The sequence below is a fragment of the Enterobacter sp. 6722112 genome (genome assembly GCF_058661685.1).
On the sequence record NZ_JBZWGR010000007.1, the window covers coordinates 1,144,862 to 1,161,248 of the forward strand.

Below are 16,387 nucleotides of genomic sequence, written 5' to 3' on the forward strand. Positions count from 1 at the left end.
ACTGACAGGAAACGAAGATGAAAGCTGTATCTCGCGTTCATATCACGCCACATATGCACTGGGACCGGGAGTGGTACTTCACCACCGAAGCATCACGTATTCTTCTGGTCAATAATATGGAAGAGATCCTCACTCGTCTTGAGCAGGACGCAGAGTATAAATACTACGTACTCGACGGCCAGACGGCGGTGCTGGAAGATTATTTTGCCGTGAAACCGGAAAACAGGCCACGCGTGAAGGCGCTGGTGGCGGCCGGGAAGCTGATTATCGGGCCGTGGTATACCCAGACGGACACCACCCTTGTTTCTGGCGAGTCGATTGTCCGAAATCTGATGTACGGCATTCGCGACTGTCTGGCCTTTGGCGAGCCGATGAAAATTGGCTATCTGCCGGACTCCTTCGGCATGTCCTCCCAACTGCCGCACATTTACAACGGTTTTGGCATCACGCGTACCATGTTCTGGCGCGGGTGTTCCGAGCGGCACGGTACCGATAAAACCGAATTTCTCTGGCAAAGCCAGGACGGCAGCGAAGTGACGGCACAGGTGCTACCGCTGGGCTACGCGATTGGTAAGTACTTACCGGAGGATGAGGCCGGGCTGCGCAAACGGCTCGACACGTACTTCGAGGTGCTTGAAAAAGCCTCCGTGACGAAAGAAATCTTACTGCCTAACGGCCATGATCAGATGCCGCTCCAGCAGAACATCTTTGCGGTGATGGATAAGCTGCGCGAAATCTATCCGCAGCGTCAGTTTGTGATGAGCCGCTTCGAGGAGGTGTTTGACCACATTGACGCGCACCGCGATGAACTGGCGACGCTGAAAGGAGAGTTTATTGACGGTAAATATATGCGCGTGCACCGGACGATAGGCTCCACGCGGATGGATATCAAAATCGCCCATGCCCGGATAGAGAATAAAATCGTCAACGTCCTTGAGCCGCTGGCCACGCTTGCCTGGACGCTGGGCTTCGAGTATCACCACGGCTTGCTGGAAAAAATGTGGAAAGAGATCCTCAAGAATCACGCCCATGACAGTATCGGCTGCTGCTGTAGTGACAAAGTGCATCGTGAGGTGATGTCCCGCTTCGAGCTGGCGGAAGACATGGCCGATAACCTGACGTGCTTCTATATGCGCAAGATTGTCGACAACATGCCGCAGAGCGAGGAAGACAAACTGGTGATGTTTAACCTCACGCCCTGGCCGCGTGAGGAAGTGATTAACACCACGATACGTCTGCGCGCCAGCCAGTTCCGCCTGCTGGACGATAGGGGGAATGAAATCCCTTACTGCCTGCGCAGCGCGCGTGAAATCGACCCCGGCTTGATTGACCGGCAGATTGTGCATTACGGCAACTACGATCCCTTTATGGAGTTTGATATCCAGCTCAATCAGATCCTGCCATCAATGGGTTACCGCACGCTCTATATCGAGCCGCACGTGGCCGGCAAGCTGCTGGCGGCAGAAAAATCGTCGGAGGCGTTGCTGGAAAATGCTTTCTGGGAAATAACGTTAAACGACGACGGCACCCTGCGTCTGCTCGATAAAGCGTCCGGGCTTATCTATGACCGCGCGCTGGAAATAGAAGAGAGCTCGGATGATGGCGATGAGTACGACTACTCGCCTTCACGGGAAGAGTGGAGACTCACTTCCGCTCAGGGCGAGCATGAGGTTGAGGTGATCCACGAGGCCTGGCAGAGCAGGGCGGTGATCCGCCATCGCATGGCGGTGCCGGCGGATCTCGCCGAACGTTCTGCGCGTCAGCAGACGGGAACGCTTGAGGCAGAACTCACGGTCACGCTCAGCCATAACAGCCGACGTATCGACGTTGAGGCGCGTCTCGGAAATCACGCGGATGACCACCGTGTGCGGGTGCTGATCCCGACGCCATTTACCACAGACACGGTGTTAGCCGATACCCAGTTCGGTTCGCTGACGCGTCCTGTACAGGATGAAGCGATGGCGAACTGGCAGGAGGAGGGCTGGAAGGAAGCGCCGCTGCCGGTGTGGAATCTGCTTAACTACGCTGTGCTCCAGGAACGGCGTAACGGGATGGCGCTGTTTACCGAAGGGTTGCGCGAATTTGAAGTGACTGGCGAGCGTCAAAAAACGTTTGCCCTGACGTTGCTTCGCGGCGTGGGGGTGCTTGGGAAGGAAGATTTACTGCTGCGCCCCGGCAGACCGTCCGGGATCAAAATGCCGGTGCCTGATTCGCAGATGCGGGGCCAGTTAACCTGTCGCTTTAGCCTGTTCAGTTTTAATGGTACGCCCGTCAGTGCTGGCGTTGCGCAGCAGGCGAAGTCGTGGTTAACGCCAGTGCACTGCTATAACAAAATCCCGTGGGATGCGATGAAGCTTAACCGCGCCTCTTTCACCACCCCTTGTAGCTATAGCCTGTTAACGCTGGCGCCTAACGGATGCGTACTCAGTGCGCTGAAAAAAGCGGAGGATCGTGACGAGATGATTCTTCGTCTGTACAACCCTGCGGAGACCCGCTCCGGTGACGTGGCTTTGTCTGTGAACCGTGAGGTCCAGGCCTGTTGCGAAACGGACATGAATGAGGTGCGCAAGGCGCAAGGGGAGGAGGGTTCAGCCATTACGGGGTCGTTCCGGCCATGCCAGTCACGCACCTTTAGCATAAAAATTGAAAGGTAATCCTCCGAACAAAATAAAGGCCGCAGGAATGCGGCCTTTATTTCATCAAATAGTCACGAAAGGGTGTTAATTTTAAGATTATTAAAGGTGAATGAAATGTAATCGCTTCGGCGGGTAGCAAAGCGAAAGAAAAATACTGTGAAGCAGATAACATTATATGTTTATCTTCCGGCAAAATGCGTTTTTTCTTGCGCGTTAATAAAAATCACAACTGTTTATATTATCTTCTGGCTTTTATAACCAATAACGCCTTTAAATATACATATTGTTAACAAGGTTTTTACTATCCGCACCACAAAGAAACATCATTAACAGCTCTGACTGTTTTTGATTTAAATCAATGTTTAATACTTGGAAAAAGGCTCCGAAAGGCGTTAAATTGTTCCCGATCAAAATGGCCGAAAAGTGGTAATTTTGCTATAAATTGATCGCCGTCGAAAAACGTAAATCTGTTCGAATAAAAACCTGTTTATTGTAAGGGTTTTGCAGCGTATTATATTTACGGGATCAATTTGGTTTTTTCTTAACGTATTTGTAACCTTTCATCATTGCTTTTTCCTCCTGAAGAGAATAAGCAACGAAGAAGGGAAGCAGATAACTTTGTATTGGGGCATGCGTGTGGATCCTTATCTAACGGGGTTCACTCTCGGAGTCTTCATGCGATGAGCAAGGAGTCATAATGTTAGACGTAGTCGAACTGTCGCGCTTACAGTTTGCCTTGACCGCGATGTACCACTTCCTGTTTGTGCCGCTGACGCTCGGTATGGCGTTCCTGCTGGCCATCATGGAAACGGTTTACGTCCTCTCCGGCAAACAGATTTATAAAGATATGACCAAGTTCTGGGGCAAGTTGTTTGGTATCAACTTTGCGCTGGGCGTGGCAACCGGTCTGACCATGGAGTTCCAGTTCGGGACAAACTGGTCTTACTATTCCCACTATGTAGGGGATATTTTCGGTGCGCCGCTGGCCATTGAAGGTCTGATGGCCTTCTTCCTCGAATCCACCTTTGTAGGTCTGTTCTTCTTCGGTTGGGACCGTCTGGGTAAAGTCCAGCATATGGCGGTAACCTGGCTGGTGGCATTAGGCTCCAACTTGTCCGCACTGTGGATCCTGGTGGCGAACGGCTGGATGCAAAACCCAATCGCATCTGATTTCAACTTCGAAACCATGCGTATGGAGATGGTCAGCTTCGCTGAGCTGGTCCTGAACCCGGTTGCTCAGGTTAAATTCGTTCACACCGTGGCGTCTGGCTATGTGTGCGGCGCGATGTTCGTGCTGGGCATCAGCTCCTACTATATGCTGCGCGGCCGTGACTTCGCGTTCGCCAAGCGTTCTTTTGCTATCGCAGCAAGCTTCGGTATGGCCGCGATTCTGTCCGTTATTGTTCTGGGTGATGAATCCGGTTATGAAATGGGCGACGTGCAGAAAACCAAACTCGCCGCAATTGAAGCTGAATGGGAAACCCAGCCGGCACCGGCAGCGTTTACCCTGTTCGGTGTGCCTGACCAGGAAGCGCAGGAAAACCGCTTCGCCATTCAAATTCCTTACGCTCTGGGTATTATCGCCACGCGCTCCGTCGACAAACAGGTGACTGGCCTGAAAGATCTGATGGTGCAGCATGAAGAGCGTATCCGTAACGGGATGAAAGCCTACTCGCTGCTGGAACAGCTGCGCGCCGGCTCTACCGACCAGGCCGTTCGCGATCAATTTAACGACGTGAAGAAAGACCTCGGTTACGGTCTGCTGCTGAAACGCTATACCCCGAACGTCTCCGACGCGACGGAAGCGCAGATTCAGATGGCAACCAAAGACTCTATTCCACGCGTTGCGCCGCTGTACTTCGCGTTCCGCATCATGGTGGGTTGCGGCATTATCATGCTGCTGATCATCGCGGCCTCGTTCTGGTCAGTCATTCGTAACCGTATCGGTGAGAAAAAATGGCTGCTGCGCACCGCGCTGTACGGTATCCCACTGCCATGGATTGCTATCGAGTCCGGCTGGTTTGTTGCGGAATATGGCCGTCAGCCTTGGGCGATCGGTGAGGTGCTGCCAACAGCGGTAGCGAACTCCTCCCTGACCGCAGGCGACCTGATCTTCTCCATGCTGCTCATTTGCGGTCTGTACACCCTGTTCCTGGTGGCTGAACTGTTCCTGATGTTCAAGTTCGCGCGCCTTGGCCCAAGCAGCCTGAAAACCGGTCGCTACCACTACGAGCAGTCTGTTGCGACTACTCAGCCGGCACGCTAAGACAGGAGTCATCAAATGATCGATTATGAAGTATTGCGTTTTATCTGGTGGCTGCTGATCGGTGTTCTGCTGATTGGTTTCGCGGTCACCGATGGTTTCGACATGGGCGTGGGCATGCTCACCCGTTTCCTCGGTCGTAATGACACCGAGCGTCGAATCATGATCAACTCCATCGCCCCGCACTGGGACGGTAACCAGGTGTGGCTGATCACCGCAGGCGGCGCGCTGTTCGCTGCCTGGCCGATGGTCTACGCGGCTGCGTTCTCCGGCTTCTATGTGGCGATGATTCTGGTGCTGGCTTCTTTATTCTTCCGTCCGGTGGGTTTCGACTACCGTTCCAAGATTGAAGACACCCGCTGGCGTAACATGTGGGACTGGGGCATCTTCATCGGTAGCTTCGTTCCACCGCTGGTCATTGGTGTGGCGTTTGGTAACCTGTTGCAGGGCGTACCGTTCCACGTCGACGAATATATGCGTCTGTTCTACACCGGTAACTTCTTCCAGCTGCTGAATCCGTTTGGTCTGCTGGCAGGCGTGGTGAGCGTGGCGATGATCATCACCCAGGGGGCAACCTATCTCCAGATGCGTACCGTAGGTGAACTGCATCTGCGTTCCCGCGCTACCGCTCAGGTGGCAGCGCTGGTGACGCTGGTCTGCTTCGCTCTGGCAGGCGTGTGGGTGGTGTATGGTATTGATGGATACGTGGTGACGTCCGCTATCAACCATGCTGCACCGTCTAACCCGCTGACCAAAGAAGTGGCGCGTCAGGCCGGTGCATGGCTGGTGAACTTCAACAATACCCCTGTGCTGTGGGCTATCCCGGCTCTGGGTGTGCTGCTGCCACTGCTGACCGTGCTGACGTCTCGTCTGGAGAAAGGCGCTCTGGCGTTCGTATTCTCTTCCCTGACGCTGGCGTGCATCATCCTGACGGCCGGTATTGCGATGTTCCCGTTCGTGATGCCATCCAGCACCATGATGAATGCCAGCCTGACCATGTGGGATGCAACGTCCAGCCATATGACGCTGAACTTAATGACCTATGTGGCTTGCGTGTTCGTTCCGATTGTTCTGGCTTACACCATCTGGTGTTACTGGAAAATGTTCGGTCGTATCACTAAAGAACATATCGAAAGCAACACCCACTCTATGTACTAAGTAAGGAGCTGAATATGTGGTATTTCGCATGGATTTTAGGGACGCTTCTTGCCTGTGCGTTTGGTGTCATCACTGCCCTGGCGCTTGAGCATGTAGAAGCGACCAAAGCAGGTGAAGAAAAGCACTAATGAATATTATCGCAACGTTATATGCGGTAATGGATAAGCGCCCTTTGAGGGCGCTTTCCCTCATTATGGCATTACTGCTGGCAGGCTGTATCTTCTGGGACCCGTCGCGCTTCGCGGCGAAAACCAGCGAGCTTGAAATCTGGCACGGCTTCCTGATTATGTGGGCGGTGTGCGCAGGCGTGATTCACGGTGTCGGCTTTCGTCCGAAAGCGCTACACTGGCAGGGCATCTTCTGCCCAATGATTGCCGATCTGGTTCTCCTCGCCGGTTTGATTTTCTTCTTCTTCTGAATAAGAAATGTCCGTTAACGTTATGGGCTTACCCTGGCCCATAAAAATTTACTCTCCGTTTACTTTCTCCCATTCCAAACCATCATTCCCGCGCGTATAGTAGCGAAGTTTGAAAGCTCCAACTTTTCTTGTATTACCAGGATGTAAAGTGAATACAACGCTGTTTCGATGGCCGGTACGTGTCTATTACGAAGATACCGATGCCGGTGGTGTGGTCTACCACGCCAGCTACGTTGCTTTTTATGAACGGGCACGCACAGAGATGCTGCGCCATCATCACTTTAGTCAACAGGTGCTGTTGGCTGAGCGAGTTGCCTTCGTGGTACGCAAGATGACGCTTGAGTATTTTGCGCCTGCCAGACTCGACGATATGCTCGAAGTCCAAACAGAAATTACATCAATGCGCGGAACTTCACTGGTTTTCACGCAGCGGATAGTCAATGCAGAGAACACGGTACTGAACTCAGCTGAAGTCCTGATTGTCTGTGTTGATCCAACCATAATGAAGCCTCGTGCGCTTCCTAAGTCTATTGTCGCGGAGTTTAAGCAGTGACTGACATGAATATCCTTGATTTGTTCCTGAAGGCAAGCCTTCTGGTTAAACTTATCATGTTGATTTTGATTGGTTTTTCAATCGCATCCTGGGCCATCATCATCCAGAGAACGCGTATCCTCAATGCCGCTGGCCGCGAAGCCGAAGCGTTTGAAGATAAGTTCTGGTCGGGTATTGAGCTTTCGCGTCTGTACCAGGAAAGCCAGGGACGCCGTGATAACCTTTCAGGCTCCGAACAAATTTTCTATAGCGGTTTCAAAGAGTTCGCTCGCTTACATCGCGCTAACAGCCATGCGCCGGAAGCCGTGGTAGAAGGGGCGTCGCGTGCGATGCGCATCTCCATGAACCGCGAACTGGAAAATCTTGAAACGCATATTCCTTTCCTCGGAACCGTTGGCTCCATCAGCCCGTATATCGGCCTGTTTGGTACGGTGTGGGGGATCATGCACGCCTTTATCGCCCTTGGGGCGGTGAAGCAGGCAACGTTGCAGATGGTTGCGCCGGGTATCGCAGAAGCACTGATCGCGACCGCAATCGGTCTGTTCGCCGCAATTCCGGCGGTAATGGCGTACAACCGTCTGAACCAGCGCGTGAACAAACTGGAACTGAACTACGACAACTTTATGGAAGAGTTCACCGCGATTCTGCATCGTCAGGCGTTTACCAGCACCGAGAGCAACAAGGGGTAAACCATGGCCAGATCGCGTGGACGAGGTCGTCGCGAGCTCAAGTCCGAAATCAATATCGTTCCGTTACTGGACGTGCTGCTGGTGCTGCTGCTGATCTTTATGGCGACGGCGCCCATCATCACCCAGAGCGTGGAAGTTGATCTGCCGGATGCGACAGAATCACAGGCGGTAAGCACCAATGACGATCCTCCGGTCATCATTGAGGTTTCCGGCGTAGGGCAGTACAGCGTGGTGGTAGAGAAAGATCGTATGGATCAGCTTCCGCCAGAGCAGGTTATTGCTGAAGCGCAACGACGCCTGGAGTCAAATCCGAAGACGGTCTTCTTAATCGGTGGTGCGAAAGACGTACCATATGATGAAATTATCAAAGCGCTGAACTTGCTACATAGCGCGGGCGTTAAGTCAGTTGGCTTAATGACTCAGCCTATTTGATCATCTGCGTAGTTTTTGGGAACCGATAGTGTCAAAGGCAACCGAACAGAACGACAAGCTTAAGCGAGCGATAATCGTCTCCGCAGTGCTGCACGTAATTCTTTTTGCAGCGCTGATCTGGAGTTCGTTCGATGAGCACCTTGATGCATCAGGCGGCGGTGGGGGGTCCTCCATCGACGCCGTTATGGTGGATCCTGGTGCGATCGTTCAGAACTATAATCGTCAGCAACAGCAGCAGGCGAGCTCTAAACGTGCTGAAGAGCAGCGAGAAAAACAGGCGCAACAGCAGGCGGAAGAGCTGCGTGAAAAGCAGGCCGCTGAGCAGGAACGTCTGAAGCAGCTAGAGAAAGAGCGTTTGCAGGCGCAGGAAGCGGCGAAAGAGCAGGCAGATCAGCAGAAGCAGGCTGAAGCCGCTGCGAAGAAGGCGCAGGAACAGCAGAAGCAGGCGGAAGAGGCGGCAGCCAAAGCCGCGGCTGATGCAAAAGCGCAGGCTGACGCACAGGCGAAATTAGCGGCTGACGCGGCGAAGAAAGCCGCTGCTGATGCTCAGAAAAAAGCGGAAGCAGAAGCTGCGAAGAAAGCCGCTGCTGATGCCCAGAAGAAAGCGGAAGCAGAAGCCGCGAAGAAAGCCGCTCAGGAAGCAGAGAAGAAAGCTGCTGCCGATGCTGCGAAGAAAGCGGCTGCTGCCGAGAAGGCTGCGGCTGAAAAAGCGGCTGCCGCTGAAAAAGCTGCGGCTGATAAAAAAGCGGCTGCCGAGAAAGCTGCCGCAGCTAAAAAAGCTGCTGCCGAAAAAGCCGCAGCCGACAAGAAAGCTGCCGCTGAAAAAGCCGCTGCCAGGAAGGCCGCTGCTGAAAAAGCTGCCGCTGAAGCAGCCACCGCTGACGATATCATTGGCGACCTGAGTTCTGGTAAGAATGCGCCGAAAACTGGCGGTGGGGCAAAAGGGAGTAATGCAGCCCCGGCGGGAAGCGGTAACACTAAGAACAACGGTGCTTCTGGCGCTGAGATTAACGACTACAAGAACCAGATTGCTGCGGCTATATCCAGCAGGCTTAACGATAAATCATTGTATACAGGGAAAACATGTAGACTGCATATTAAACTGCATACTGATGGTACCGTGCTGAGCGTTGAGTCTGAAGGAGGCGATGACGCGTTATGCCAGGCTGCACTTGTGGCAGTGAATCAGGCAAAACTGCCAAAACCTCCGTCACAGGCTGTCTATGAAGTGTTCAAAGACGCTTCGCTGAACTTTAAGCCATAAGCAGAGCTGCGGTTATCGGGTTCTGATAGTTTTGTGTATTTGAGTTTGTTAACCTTCTGCTAAATTATCCAGGACTTATTGTTCGGATAAGGGAGATATGATGAAGCAGGCATTACGATTAGCTTTTGGTTTTTTAGTACTGTTGACGTCAGCAGTGCATGCCACAGTAAGCATCGACATTACCGACTGGAACGACTCAGCGCGTCCAATCGGTGTCGTTCCGTTCCAGTGGGCAGGCCCGGGCGCTGCGCCTGAAGATATTGGCGGCATTGTTGCAGCTGACCTGCGTAACAGCGGTAAATTTAACCCCTTAGATCGTTCTCGTCTGCCGCAGCAGCCGGGTACCGCTCAGGAAGTTCAACCTGCTGCATGGTCTGCACTGGGTATTGATGCCGTGGTTGTCGGACAGGTTACTCCTGCGCCAGACGGCGGCTATAACGTCGCTTATCAACTGGTGGATACCGGCGGTGCGCCGGGTACCGTTCTGGCTCAAAACACGTATAAGGTGAACAAGCAGTGGCTGCGTTACGCAGGCCATACGGCGAGTGACGAAGTGTTTGAGAAGCTGACCGGTATTAAAGGTGCGTTCCGTACTCGTATCGCGTACGTAGTACAGACCAACGGCGGCCAGTTCCCTTATGAGCTGCGCGTCTCTGATTACGATGGCTACAACCAGTTCACCGTACACCGTTCACCACAGCCGCTGATGTCTCCGGCATGGTCTCCGGACGGCTCTAAGCTGGCGTACGTGACCTTCGAAAGCGGCCGTTCCGCGCTGGTTATCCAGACGCTCTCTAACGGTGCTGTGCGTCAGGTTGCGTCATTCCCGCGTCACAACGGTGCGCCTGCGTTCTCTCCGGACGGTACCAAACTGGCGTTTGCCCTGTCTAAAACCGGTAGCCTGAACCTGTACGTGATGGATATTGGTTCTGGTCAGATCCGTCAGGTCACGGATGGTCGTAGCAACAACACTGAGCCAACCTGGTTCCCGGACAGCCAGAATCTGGCCTTTACGTCTGACCAGGCAGGTCGTCCACAAGTTTATAAAGTGAATATCAACGGCGGAGCAGCGCAGCGTATTACCTGGGAAGGTTCTCAGAACCAGGATGCTGACGTCAGTGCCGATGGTAAAACGATGGTAATGGTCAGTACTGCGGGTGGTCAGCAGCACATTGCCAAACAAGATCTGGTAACGGGGGGCGTACAAGTACTGTCGTCAACGTTCCTGGATGAAACGCCAAGTCTGGCACCTAACGGCACCATGGTAATCTACAGCTCTTCTCAGGGGATGGGATCCGTGCTGAATCTGGTTTCTACAGATGGGCGTTTCAAAGCGCGTCTTCCGGCAACTGATGGACAGGTAAAATCACCTGCCTGGTCGCCGTATCTGTAATAATAATTAATTGATTACTAAAGGAATCTTAGAAATGCAACTGAACAAAGTGCTGAAGGGGCTGATGATCGCTCTGCCTGTTATGGCAATCGCAGCGTGTTCTTCTAACAAGAATGCAAGCAATGACCAGAGCGGCGAAGGCATGATGGGTGCCGGCACCGGTATGGACGCTAACGGCAATGGCAATATGTCTTCTGAAGAGCAAGCGCGTCTTCAGATGCAGCAGTTACAGCAGAACAACATCGTTTACTTCGATCTGGATAAATACGACATCCGTTCTGACTTCGCTGCAATGCTGGATGCGCACGCAAACTTCCTGCGTAGCAACCCGTCTTACAAAGTCACCGTAGAAGGTCATGCGGACGAACGTGGTACTCCGGAGTACAACATCTCCCTGGGTGAACGTCGTGCAAACGCTGTTAAAATGTACCTCCAGGGTAAAGGCGTTTCTGCTGACCAGATCTCCATCGTTTCTTACGGTAAAGAAAAACCAGCAGTACTGGGTCACGACGAAGCGGCTTACTCCAAAAACCGTCGTGCCGTACTCGTTTACTAAGAGAATTGCATGAGCAGTAACTTCAGACATCATCTGATGAGTCTGTCGTTACTGGTTGGAATAGCGGCCCCCTGGGCCGCTTTTGCTCAGGCACCAATCAGTAGTGTCGGCTCAGGCTCGGTAGAAGACCGGGTCACTCAACTCGAGCGTATTTCTAACGCTCACAGCCAGCTTTTAACTCAACTCCAGCAGCAGCTTTCCGATAACCAGAATGATATTGATTCCCTTCGTGGTCAGATCCAGGAGAGTCAGTATCAGCTTAATCAGGTTGTGGAGCGCCAGAAGCAAATTTTGTTGCAGATGGATAGCCTGAACAGCGGCGGAGCAGCAGCACAGCCAGCAGCAGGCGATCAAAGCGGTGCGGCAACGCCTGCACCTGCGGCAGATGCCTCCGCGTCGTCTGGTGCGCCTGTACAGAGCGGTGACGCGAATACGGACTATAACGCGGCCATTGCCCTGGTGCAGAATAAATCGCGCCAGGACGATGCTATCGTTGCGTTTCAGAACTTCGTTAAGAAGTACCCTGATTCCACTTACCAGCCAAATGCGAACTACTGGCTGGGTCAGTTGAATTACAACAAGGGTAAAAAGGATGATGCGGCGTTTTATTTTGCCTCTGTGGTGAAAAATTACCCGAAATCACCGAAAGCGCCTGATGCGATGTATAAAGTCGGCGTGATCATGCAGGACAAAGGCGACACTGCAAAAGCCAAAGCGGTTTATCAGCAGGTGGTTGCAAAATTCCCGGGTACAGACGGCGCCAAACAAGCGCAAAAACGTTTAAGTTCGATGGGTTGATTATCGCATGACCAGAAATCGCGTCATTTCTGGTCATGCAGCATGATTCCTAAGCAGTTAAGTGATCTTCATCGAAATTTTTGTTGCGCAGAATTCTTAAATCAGTAATATATGCCGCCGTTGCCACGGGATATCAAACAACGTGAAAGCAGCGCAAAAGTGGGTCGTTAGCTCAGTTGGTAGAGCAGTTGACTTTTAATCAATTGGTCGCAGGTTCGAATCCTGCACGACCCACCACTTAAAGCAGTTCTGGCAGTACAGAGTGGGTGATTAGCTCAGTTGGTAGAGCATCTCCTTTACACGGAGGGGGTCGGCGGTTCGAGCCCGTCATCACCCACCACTCGGGTCGTTAGCTCAGTTGGTAGAGCAGTTGACTTTTAATCAATTGGTCGCAGGTTCGAATCCTGCACGACCCACCAATTTTATTGGTTCCGAGTGATAATTCAGGCAACACCCGAATGGGTCGTTAGCTCAGTTGGTAGAGCAGTTGACTTTTAATCAATTGGTCGCAGGTTCGAATCCTGCACGACCCACCAGCCTGAATAGATTTGAAGTACATCCCGCAAGGGGTCGTTAGCTCAGTTGGTAGAGCAGTTGACTTTTAATCAATTGGTCGCAGGTTCGAATCCTGCACGACCCACCAGTGTTGAAAGGCGCCCTAAAGGCGCCTTTTTGCTATCTGTCGTTCGCCAGTGCCTTGTAGGTCGGGTAAGGCGAAGCCGCCACCCGACAGATGCTACCGGCATCAATTCCCGATGACATTCCCCCTCAAATCCGCTATCTTGTTTAGTATACAAAACACCATTGCCTCATTTTTGTTATCTCATGCAAAACAAAGGCAATATTGTTAAGCCAGTAAAACGAGAAGCCATAATGAGTGTGATGTTTGATCCCGAAACCGCAATCTATCCCTTCCCGCCGAAGCCCGCTCCGCTAAGCCGGGATGAAAAACAGTTCTATCGTGAAAAAATTAAGCGCCTGCTTAAAGAGCGTGATGCGGTGATGGTGGCGCATTACTACACCGACCCGGAAATTCAGCAGCTGGCAGAAGAGACGGGCGGCTGTATCTCAGACTCCCTGGAAATGGCGCGTTTCGGTGCAAAACATCCTGCCTCCACGCTGCTGGTTGCAGGTGTGCGCTTCATGGGCGAAACGGCAAAAATTCTCAGCCCGGAAAAAACCATACTGATGCCGACGCTGAATGCCGAATGCTCCCTTGACCTCGGTTGCCCGATTGATGAGTTCACCGCCTTCTGTGATGCCCACCCTGATCGTACCGTGGTGGTCTATGCCAACACGTCTGCGGCGGTGAAAGCCCGGGCAGACTGGGTAGTGACCTCCAGTATCGCCGTTGAGCTGATTGAGCATCTGGACAGCCTGGGGGAGAAAATCATCTGGGCGCCCGATCGTCACCTGGGAAACTATGTACAAAAACAAACCGGTGCGGATGTGCTGTGCTGGCAGGGCGCCTGTATCGTTCACGACGAGTTTAAGACCCAGGCCCTGACGCGCATGAGAGGGTTATACCCGGACGCCGCGATTCTGGTGCACCCGGAATCCCCGCAGTCCATCGTCGACATGGCGGATGCCGTCGGGTCAACCAGCCAGCTCATTCATGCTGCGAAAACCCTGTCACACAAGCAGCTCATTGTGGCGACCGATCGCGGTATCTTCTACAAGATGCAGGAGGCCGTGCCGGAAAAAACGTTGCTCGAAGCGCCGACCGCCGGAGAAGGGGCGACCTGCCGAAGCTGCGCGCATTGCCCGTGGATGGCGATGAATGGGCTCAAAGCGATTGCGGAGGGGCTGGAAAACGGTGGCGCAGCGCATGAGATCCATGTGGATGCCGCTCTGCGTGAAGGCGCGTTAATTCCACTTAACCGTATGCTGGATTTTGCGGCTACACTACGTACTTAACTTATTACGCCCCGGAGAAAAAATGGATTTTTTTAGCACACAGAACATCCTGGTTCATATCCCGATTGGTGCGGGCGGCTATGACCTGTCGTGGATTGAAGCGGTGGGTACGCTGGCCGGTTTACTCTGTATCTGGCTGGCCAGCCTTGAGAAGATCAGCAACTATGCGTTCGGGCTGATAAACGTCACGCTGTTTGCGATCATCTTTTTCCAGATCCAGCTCTACGCCAGCCTGCTTCTACAGCTGTTCTTCTTCGCAGCCAATATCTATGGCTGGTACGCCTGGTCTCGGCAAAACAGTCAGCAGGAGGCGGAACTGCAAATCCGCTGGCTGCCGTTGCCAAAAGCCATCGCCTGGTTCGCGGCCTGCGTGGTGGCTATCGGCTTTATGACCGTCTTTATTGATCCGGTATTTGCCTTCCTGACGCGCGTGGCGGTCTCGGTCATGTCGGGTCTGGGATTAAATGTGACGATGCCTGAGCTTCAGCCGGATGCCTTCCCGTTCTGGGATTCCTGCATGATGGTGTTGTCGATTGCCGCAATGATCCTGATGACCCGTAAATACGTTGAGAACTGGCTGCTGTGGGTGGTCATCAACGTCATTAGCGTGGTGATTTTTGCCCGCCAGGGTGTTTATGCCATGTCGCTGGAGTACATGCTGCTGACGGTCATTGCCCTGAACGGTAGCCGCATGTGGATTAACAGCGCGCGTGAGCGTGGCTCGCGCGCGCTTTCCCGTTAATGGTGATGGGCGTGTGAGTGGCCGGACTGCGCCTCGTTCAGGTGACAGTCTGGCCCGTTACATGGCTGATACTCCATCTGAATGGTGGCGTGCGCAATTTCGTAGTGATGCTCAAGGAAGTGCCGAATACGTTCAAGCAACGCATCGTGATCGTGGGGCGGAATAACCTGAACGTGCAGCGTCATAAGCGGTTTCTCACCCACCAGCCAGACGTGAACGTGGTGAACGTTACGGACTTCAGGAATGGAACGACACAGATTGCGTTTTAGCTCGCCAATATCCAGCGACGTGGGAGCGCCTTCCAGCAGCTCATTGACGCTCTCTTTCAACAGCCGCCAGGCACTGCGTAATACAAGGCACGATACCAGCACGGAAAGAATCGGGTCGATGGGAGTCCAGCCCGTGCCCATAATGATCAGCGCGGCTACGATGGCCCCTACGGAACCCAGCAGATCGCCCAGTACATGAAGCGCCGCGGCCCGTACGTTCAGATTTTTTTCACTGCTGCCGCGGTGCAATATCCAGAACGCCAGAATATTGGCGACCAACCCGGCAATGGCGATAATCATCATTGTCGTCCCGGCTACCGGTTGTGGATGCCGAAAACGCTGAAATGCTTCCCAGACGATAAGAATAGTAATGACCACCAGTGCAATCGCATTCACAAAGGCGGCAAGCGTGGTCAGTCTGAGCCAGCCAAAGGTGTGGCGGGTATTGGGAGGGCGACGGGCAAACTGCACGGCCAGCAGAGCAAACAGGAGCGCGGCAGCGTCGGTCAGCATATGCCCGGCATCGGCCAGCAGCGCCAGCGATCCGGATATCAGCCCGCCTGTTACCTCAATTATCATAAAGGTGGCAGTGACGCCAAAAGCCAGCAGAAGCCGTTTGGCATTTTCATCGCCAGTGGAGTGGGAATGGGAGTGGGAGTGCGCCATGGTATCGTTCCTGATTTATTATTATTTTTAGTGTAGCGTTTTTAAGAGCTTAAATAAAAAAGGAGAGCATTCGCTCTCCCTGTTTTACCTTACGGAAGGTTACTGGGTAGTACCGTCCGTTTTGGTATTGGCATCGCTGCCTACTTTGTCATTCGGGTCCGGGCATTTCCCGTCTTTACACACTGAGTTTTTATGAACCTCGTCGGTAGTCATACCCTCATGGTTCATCGTGCCTGTGTTCGTCCCGCCGGTGTTGGTATTGCCCGTGTTGATATTACTGTTATCAACATTGTTTGGCGCAATATTCTGTTTTGCATCCGGCGCAACCTGGCCTGCTTCGGCAGCGGCATTCGCGTCGCCGTTGCTGCCGGATGAGCCTGCGTCAGCAGCCAGTACGCTACCGCTTGCCAGAGTAAGGGTTGCCGTCAGGAAAAGCGTAGTCAGTTTCGTCATTTTCATCATGGTGCTCCTGTTCTTATCGTTACGCTGGATAACATTCTCCAACAGTGCATCTTGTTCAGTGGCGAAAGATCCCAGTTTCCTGATTTATGTCAGGATGGAATCGCGTATAAATATTTAAAAACAGTCGTTACAAGTAAAAAGCTTAGGCCAGATCTCATTTTTCGCTATTTT

General features: G+C 52.9%; 16 protein-coding genes and 5 tRNA genes. 19 read left to right on the plus strand and 2 right to left on the minus strand.

Annotated elements, in window-relative coordinates; translation table 11 throughout:
* The first annotated feature begins 17 nt into the window (after nt 1-17).
* From mngB to pnuC, 19 genes are all read left to right on the plus strand, one after another.
* The gene (mngB, locus tag AC4OVU_RS06970; RefSeq protein WP_017694135.1) at nt 18-2,654 is read left to right on the plus strand and encodes a mannosylglycerate hydrolase; all 2,637 of its coding nucleotides are present in this window, start codon (nt 18-20) and stop codon (nt 2,652-2,654) included.
* Between the two features lie 679 nt (nt 2,655-3,333).
* Nucleotides 3,334-4,902 (plus strand): cytochrome ubiquinol oxidase subunit I, encoded by a 1,569-nt coding sequence (gene cydA / locus AC4OVU_RS06975; protein WP_003858601.1) that lies wholly within the window; start codon nt 3,334-3,336, stop codon nt 4,900-4,902.
* A 15-nt stretch (nt 4,903-4,917) separates the two neighbouring features.
* Entirely contained in the window at nt 4,918-6,057 is a 1,140-nt protein-coding gene (gene cydB, locus AC4OVU_RS06980; RefSeq protein WP_023303309.1) for a cytochrome d ubiquinol oxidase subunit II, read from the plus strand.
* 14 nt (nt 6,058-6,071) lie between these two features.
* On the plus strand, nt 6,072-6,185 hold the full coding sequence (cydX, locus tag AC4OVU_RS06985) for a cytochrome bd-I oxidase subunit CydX (RefSeq protein WP_003858598.1): 114 nt from the start codon (nt 6,072-6,074) through the stop codon (nt 6,183-6,185).
* Complete coding sequence (ybgE, locus tag AC4OVU_RS06990; protein WP_032653000.1) at nt 6,185-6,475, plus strand: cyd operon protein YbgE; 291 nt, start codon at nt 6,185-6,187, stop codon at nt 6,473-6,475. Before cydX ends, ybgE begins: the two co-directional genes overlap by 1 nt.
* A 148-nt stretch (nt 6,476-6,623) precedes the next feature.
* Nucleotides 6,624-7,028 carry a tol-pal system-associated acyl-CoA thioesterase gene (gene ybgC, locus AC4OVU_RS06995; RefSeq protein WP_003858593.1) on the plus strand — a complete coding sequence of 135 codons (405 nt, stop codon included), beginning with the start codon at nt 6,624-6,626 and terminating at the stop codon, nt 7,026-7,028.
* On the plus strand, nt 7,025-7,717 hold the full coding sequence (tolQ, locus tag AC4OVU_RS07000; RefSeq protein ID WP_003858590.1) for a Tol-Pal system protein TolQ: 693 nt from the start codon (nt 7,025-7,027) through the stop codon (nt 7,715-7,717). The genes ybgC and tolQ overlap by 4 nt, the downstream gene beginning before the upstream one ends.
* A 3-nt stretch (nt 7,718-7,720) precedes the next feature.
* Nucleotides 7,721-8,149, plus strand: coding sequence for a colicin uptake protein TolR (gene tolR, locus AC4OVU_RS07005; protein ID WP_003858589.1), 429 nt, complete (start codon nt 7,721-7,723; stop codon nt 8,147-8,149).
* Nucleotides 8,150-8,177: 28 nt separating this feature from the next.
* The gene (tolA, locus tag AC4OVU_RS07010; RefSeq protein ID WP_110293117.1) at nt 8,178-9,413 is read left to right on the plus strand and encodes a cell envelope integrity protein TolA; all 1,236 of its coding nucleotides are present in this window, start codon (nt 8,178-8,180) and stop codon (nt 9,411-9,413) included.
* A gap of 100 nt (nt 9,414-9,513) precedes the next feature.
* Nucleotides 9,514-10,806, plus strand: coding sequence for a Tol-Pal system beta propeller repeat protein TolB (gene tolB / locus AC4OVU_RS07015; protein WP_017384962.1), 1,293 nt, complete (start codon nt 9,514-9,516; stop codon nt 10,804-10,806).
* 34 nt (nt 10,807-10,840) lie between these two features.
* Complete coding sequence (pal, locus tag AC4OVU_RS07020; RefSeq protein ID WP_003858578.1) at nt 10,841-11,362, plus strand: peptidoglycan-associated lipoprotein Pal; 522 nt, start codon at nt 10,841-10,843, stop codon at nt 11,360-11,362.
* Nucleotides 11,363-11,371: 9 nt separating this feature from the next.
* Nucleotides 11,372-12,160 (plus strand): cell division protein CpoB, encoded by a 789-nt coding sequence (cpoB, locus tag AC4OVU_RS07025; protein WP_110293116.1) that lies wholly within the window; start codon nt 11,372-11,374, stop codon nt 12,158-12,160.
* Between the two features lie 161 nt (nt 12,161-12,321).
* A tRNA-Lys gene (locus AC4OVU_RS07030) sits at nt 12,322-12,397 on the plus strand.
* 27 nt (nt 12,398-12,424) lie between these two features.
* Nucleotides 12,425-12,500, plus strand: a tRNA-Val gene (locus AC4OVU_RS07035).
* Nucleotides 12,501-12,503: 3 nt separating this feature from the next.
* Nucleotides 12,504-12,579 (plus strand) — tRNA-Lys (locus AC4OVU_RS07040).
* Nucleotides 12,580-12,620: 41 nt separating this feature from the next.
* Nucleotides 12,621-12,696, plus strand: a tRNA-Lys gene (locus AC4OVU_RS07045).
* A gap of 31 nt (nt 12,697-12,727) precedes the next feature.
* Nucleotides 12,728-12,803 (plus strand) — tRNA-Lys (locus AC4OVU_RS07050).
* A gap of 230 nt (nt 12,804-13,033) precedes the next feature.
* Nucleotides 13,034-14,077 carry a quinolinate synthase NadA gene (gene nadA, locus AC4OVU_RS07055; RefSeq protein ID WP_110292738.1) on the plus strand — a complete coding sequence of 348 codons (1,044 nt, stop codon included), beginning with the start codon at nt 13,034-13,036 and terminating at the stop codon, nt 14,075-14,077.
* Between the two features lie 22 nt (nt 14,078-14,099).
* Nucleotides 14,100-14,819, plus strand: coding sequence for a nicotinamide riboside transporter PnuC (gene pnuC, locus AC4OVU_RS07060; protein WP_023296141.1), 720 nt, complete (start codon nt 14,100-14,102; stop codon nt 14,817-14,819).
* Here pnuC and zitB read toward each other — a convergent pair.
* Together zitB and AC4OVU_RS07070 are read right to left on the minus strand one after the other, a co-directional pair.
* Entirely contained in the window at nt 14,816-15,754 is a 939-nt protein-coding gene (gene zitB / locus AC4OVU_RS07065; RefSeq protein ID WP_110292737.1) for a CDF family zinc transporter ZitB, read from the minus strand. The two genes, pnuC and zitB, sit on opposite strands and share 4 nt — an antisense overlap.
* Before the next feature lie 99 nt (nt 15,755-15,853).
* Entirely contained in the window at nt 15,854-16,213 is a 360-nt protein-coding gene (locus AC4OVU_RS07070) for a protein YbgS (protein WP_003858566.1), read from the minus strand.
* Between the last annotated feature and the right edge of the window lie 174 nt (nt 16,214-16,387).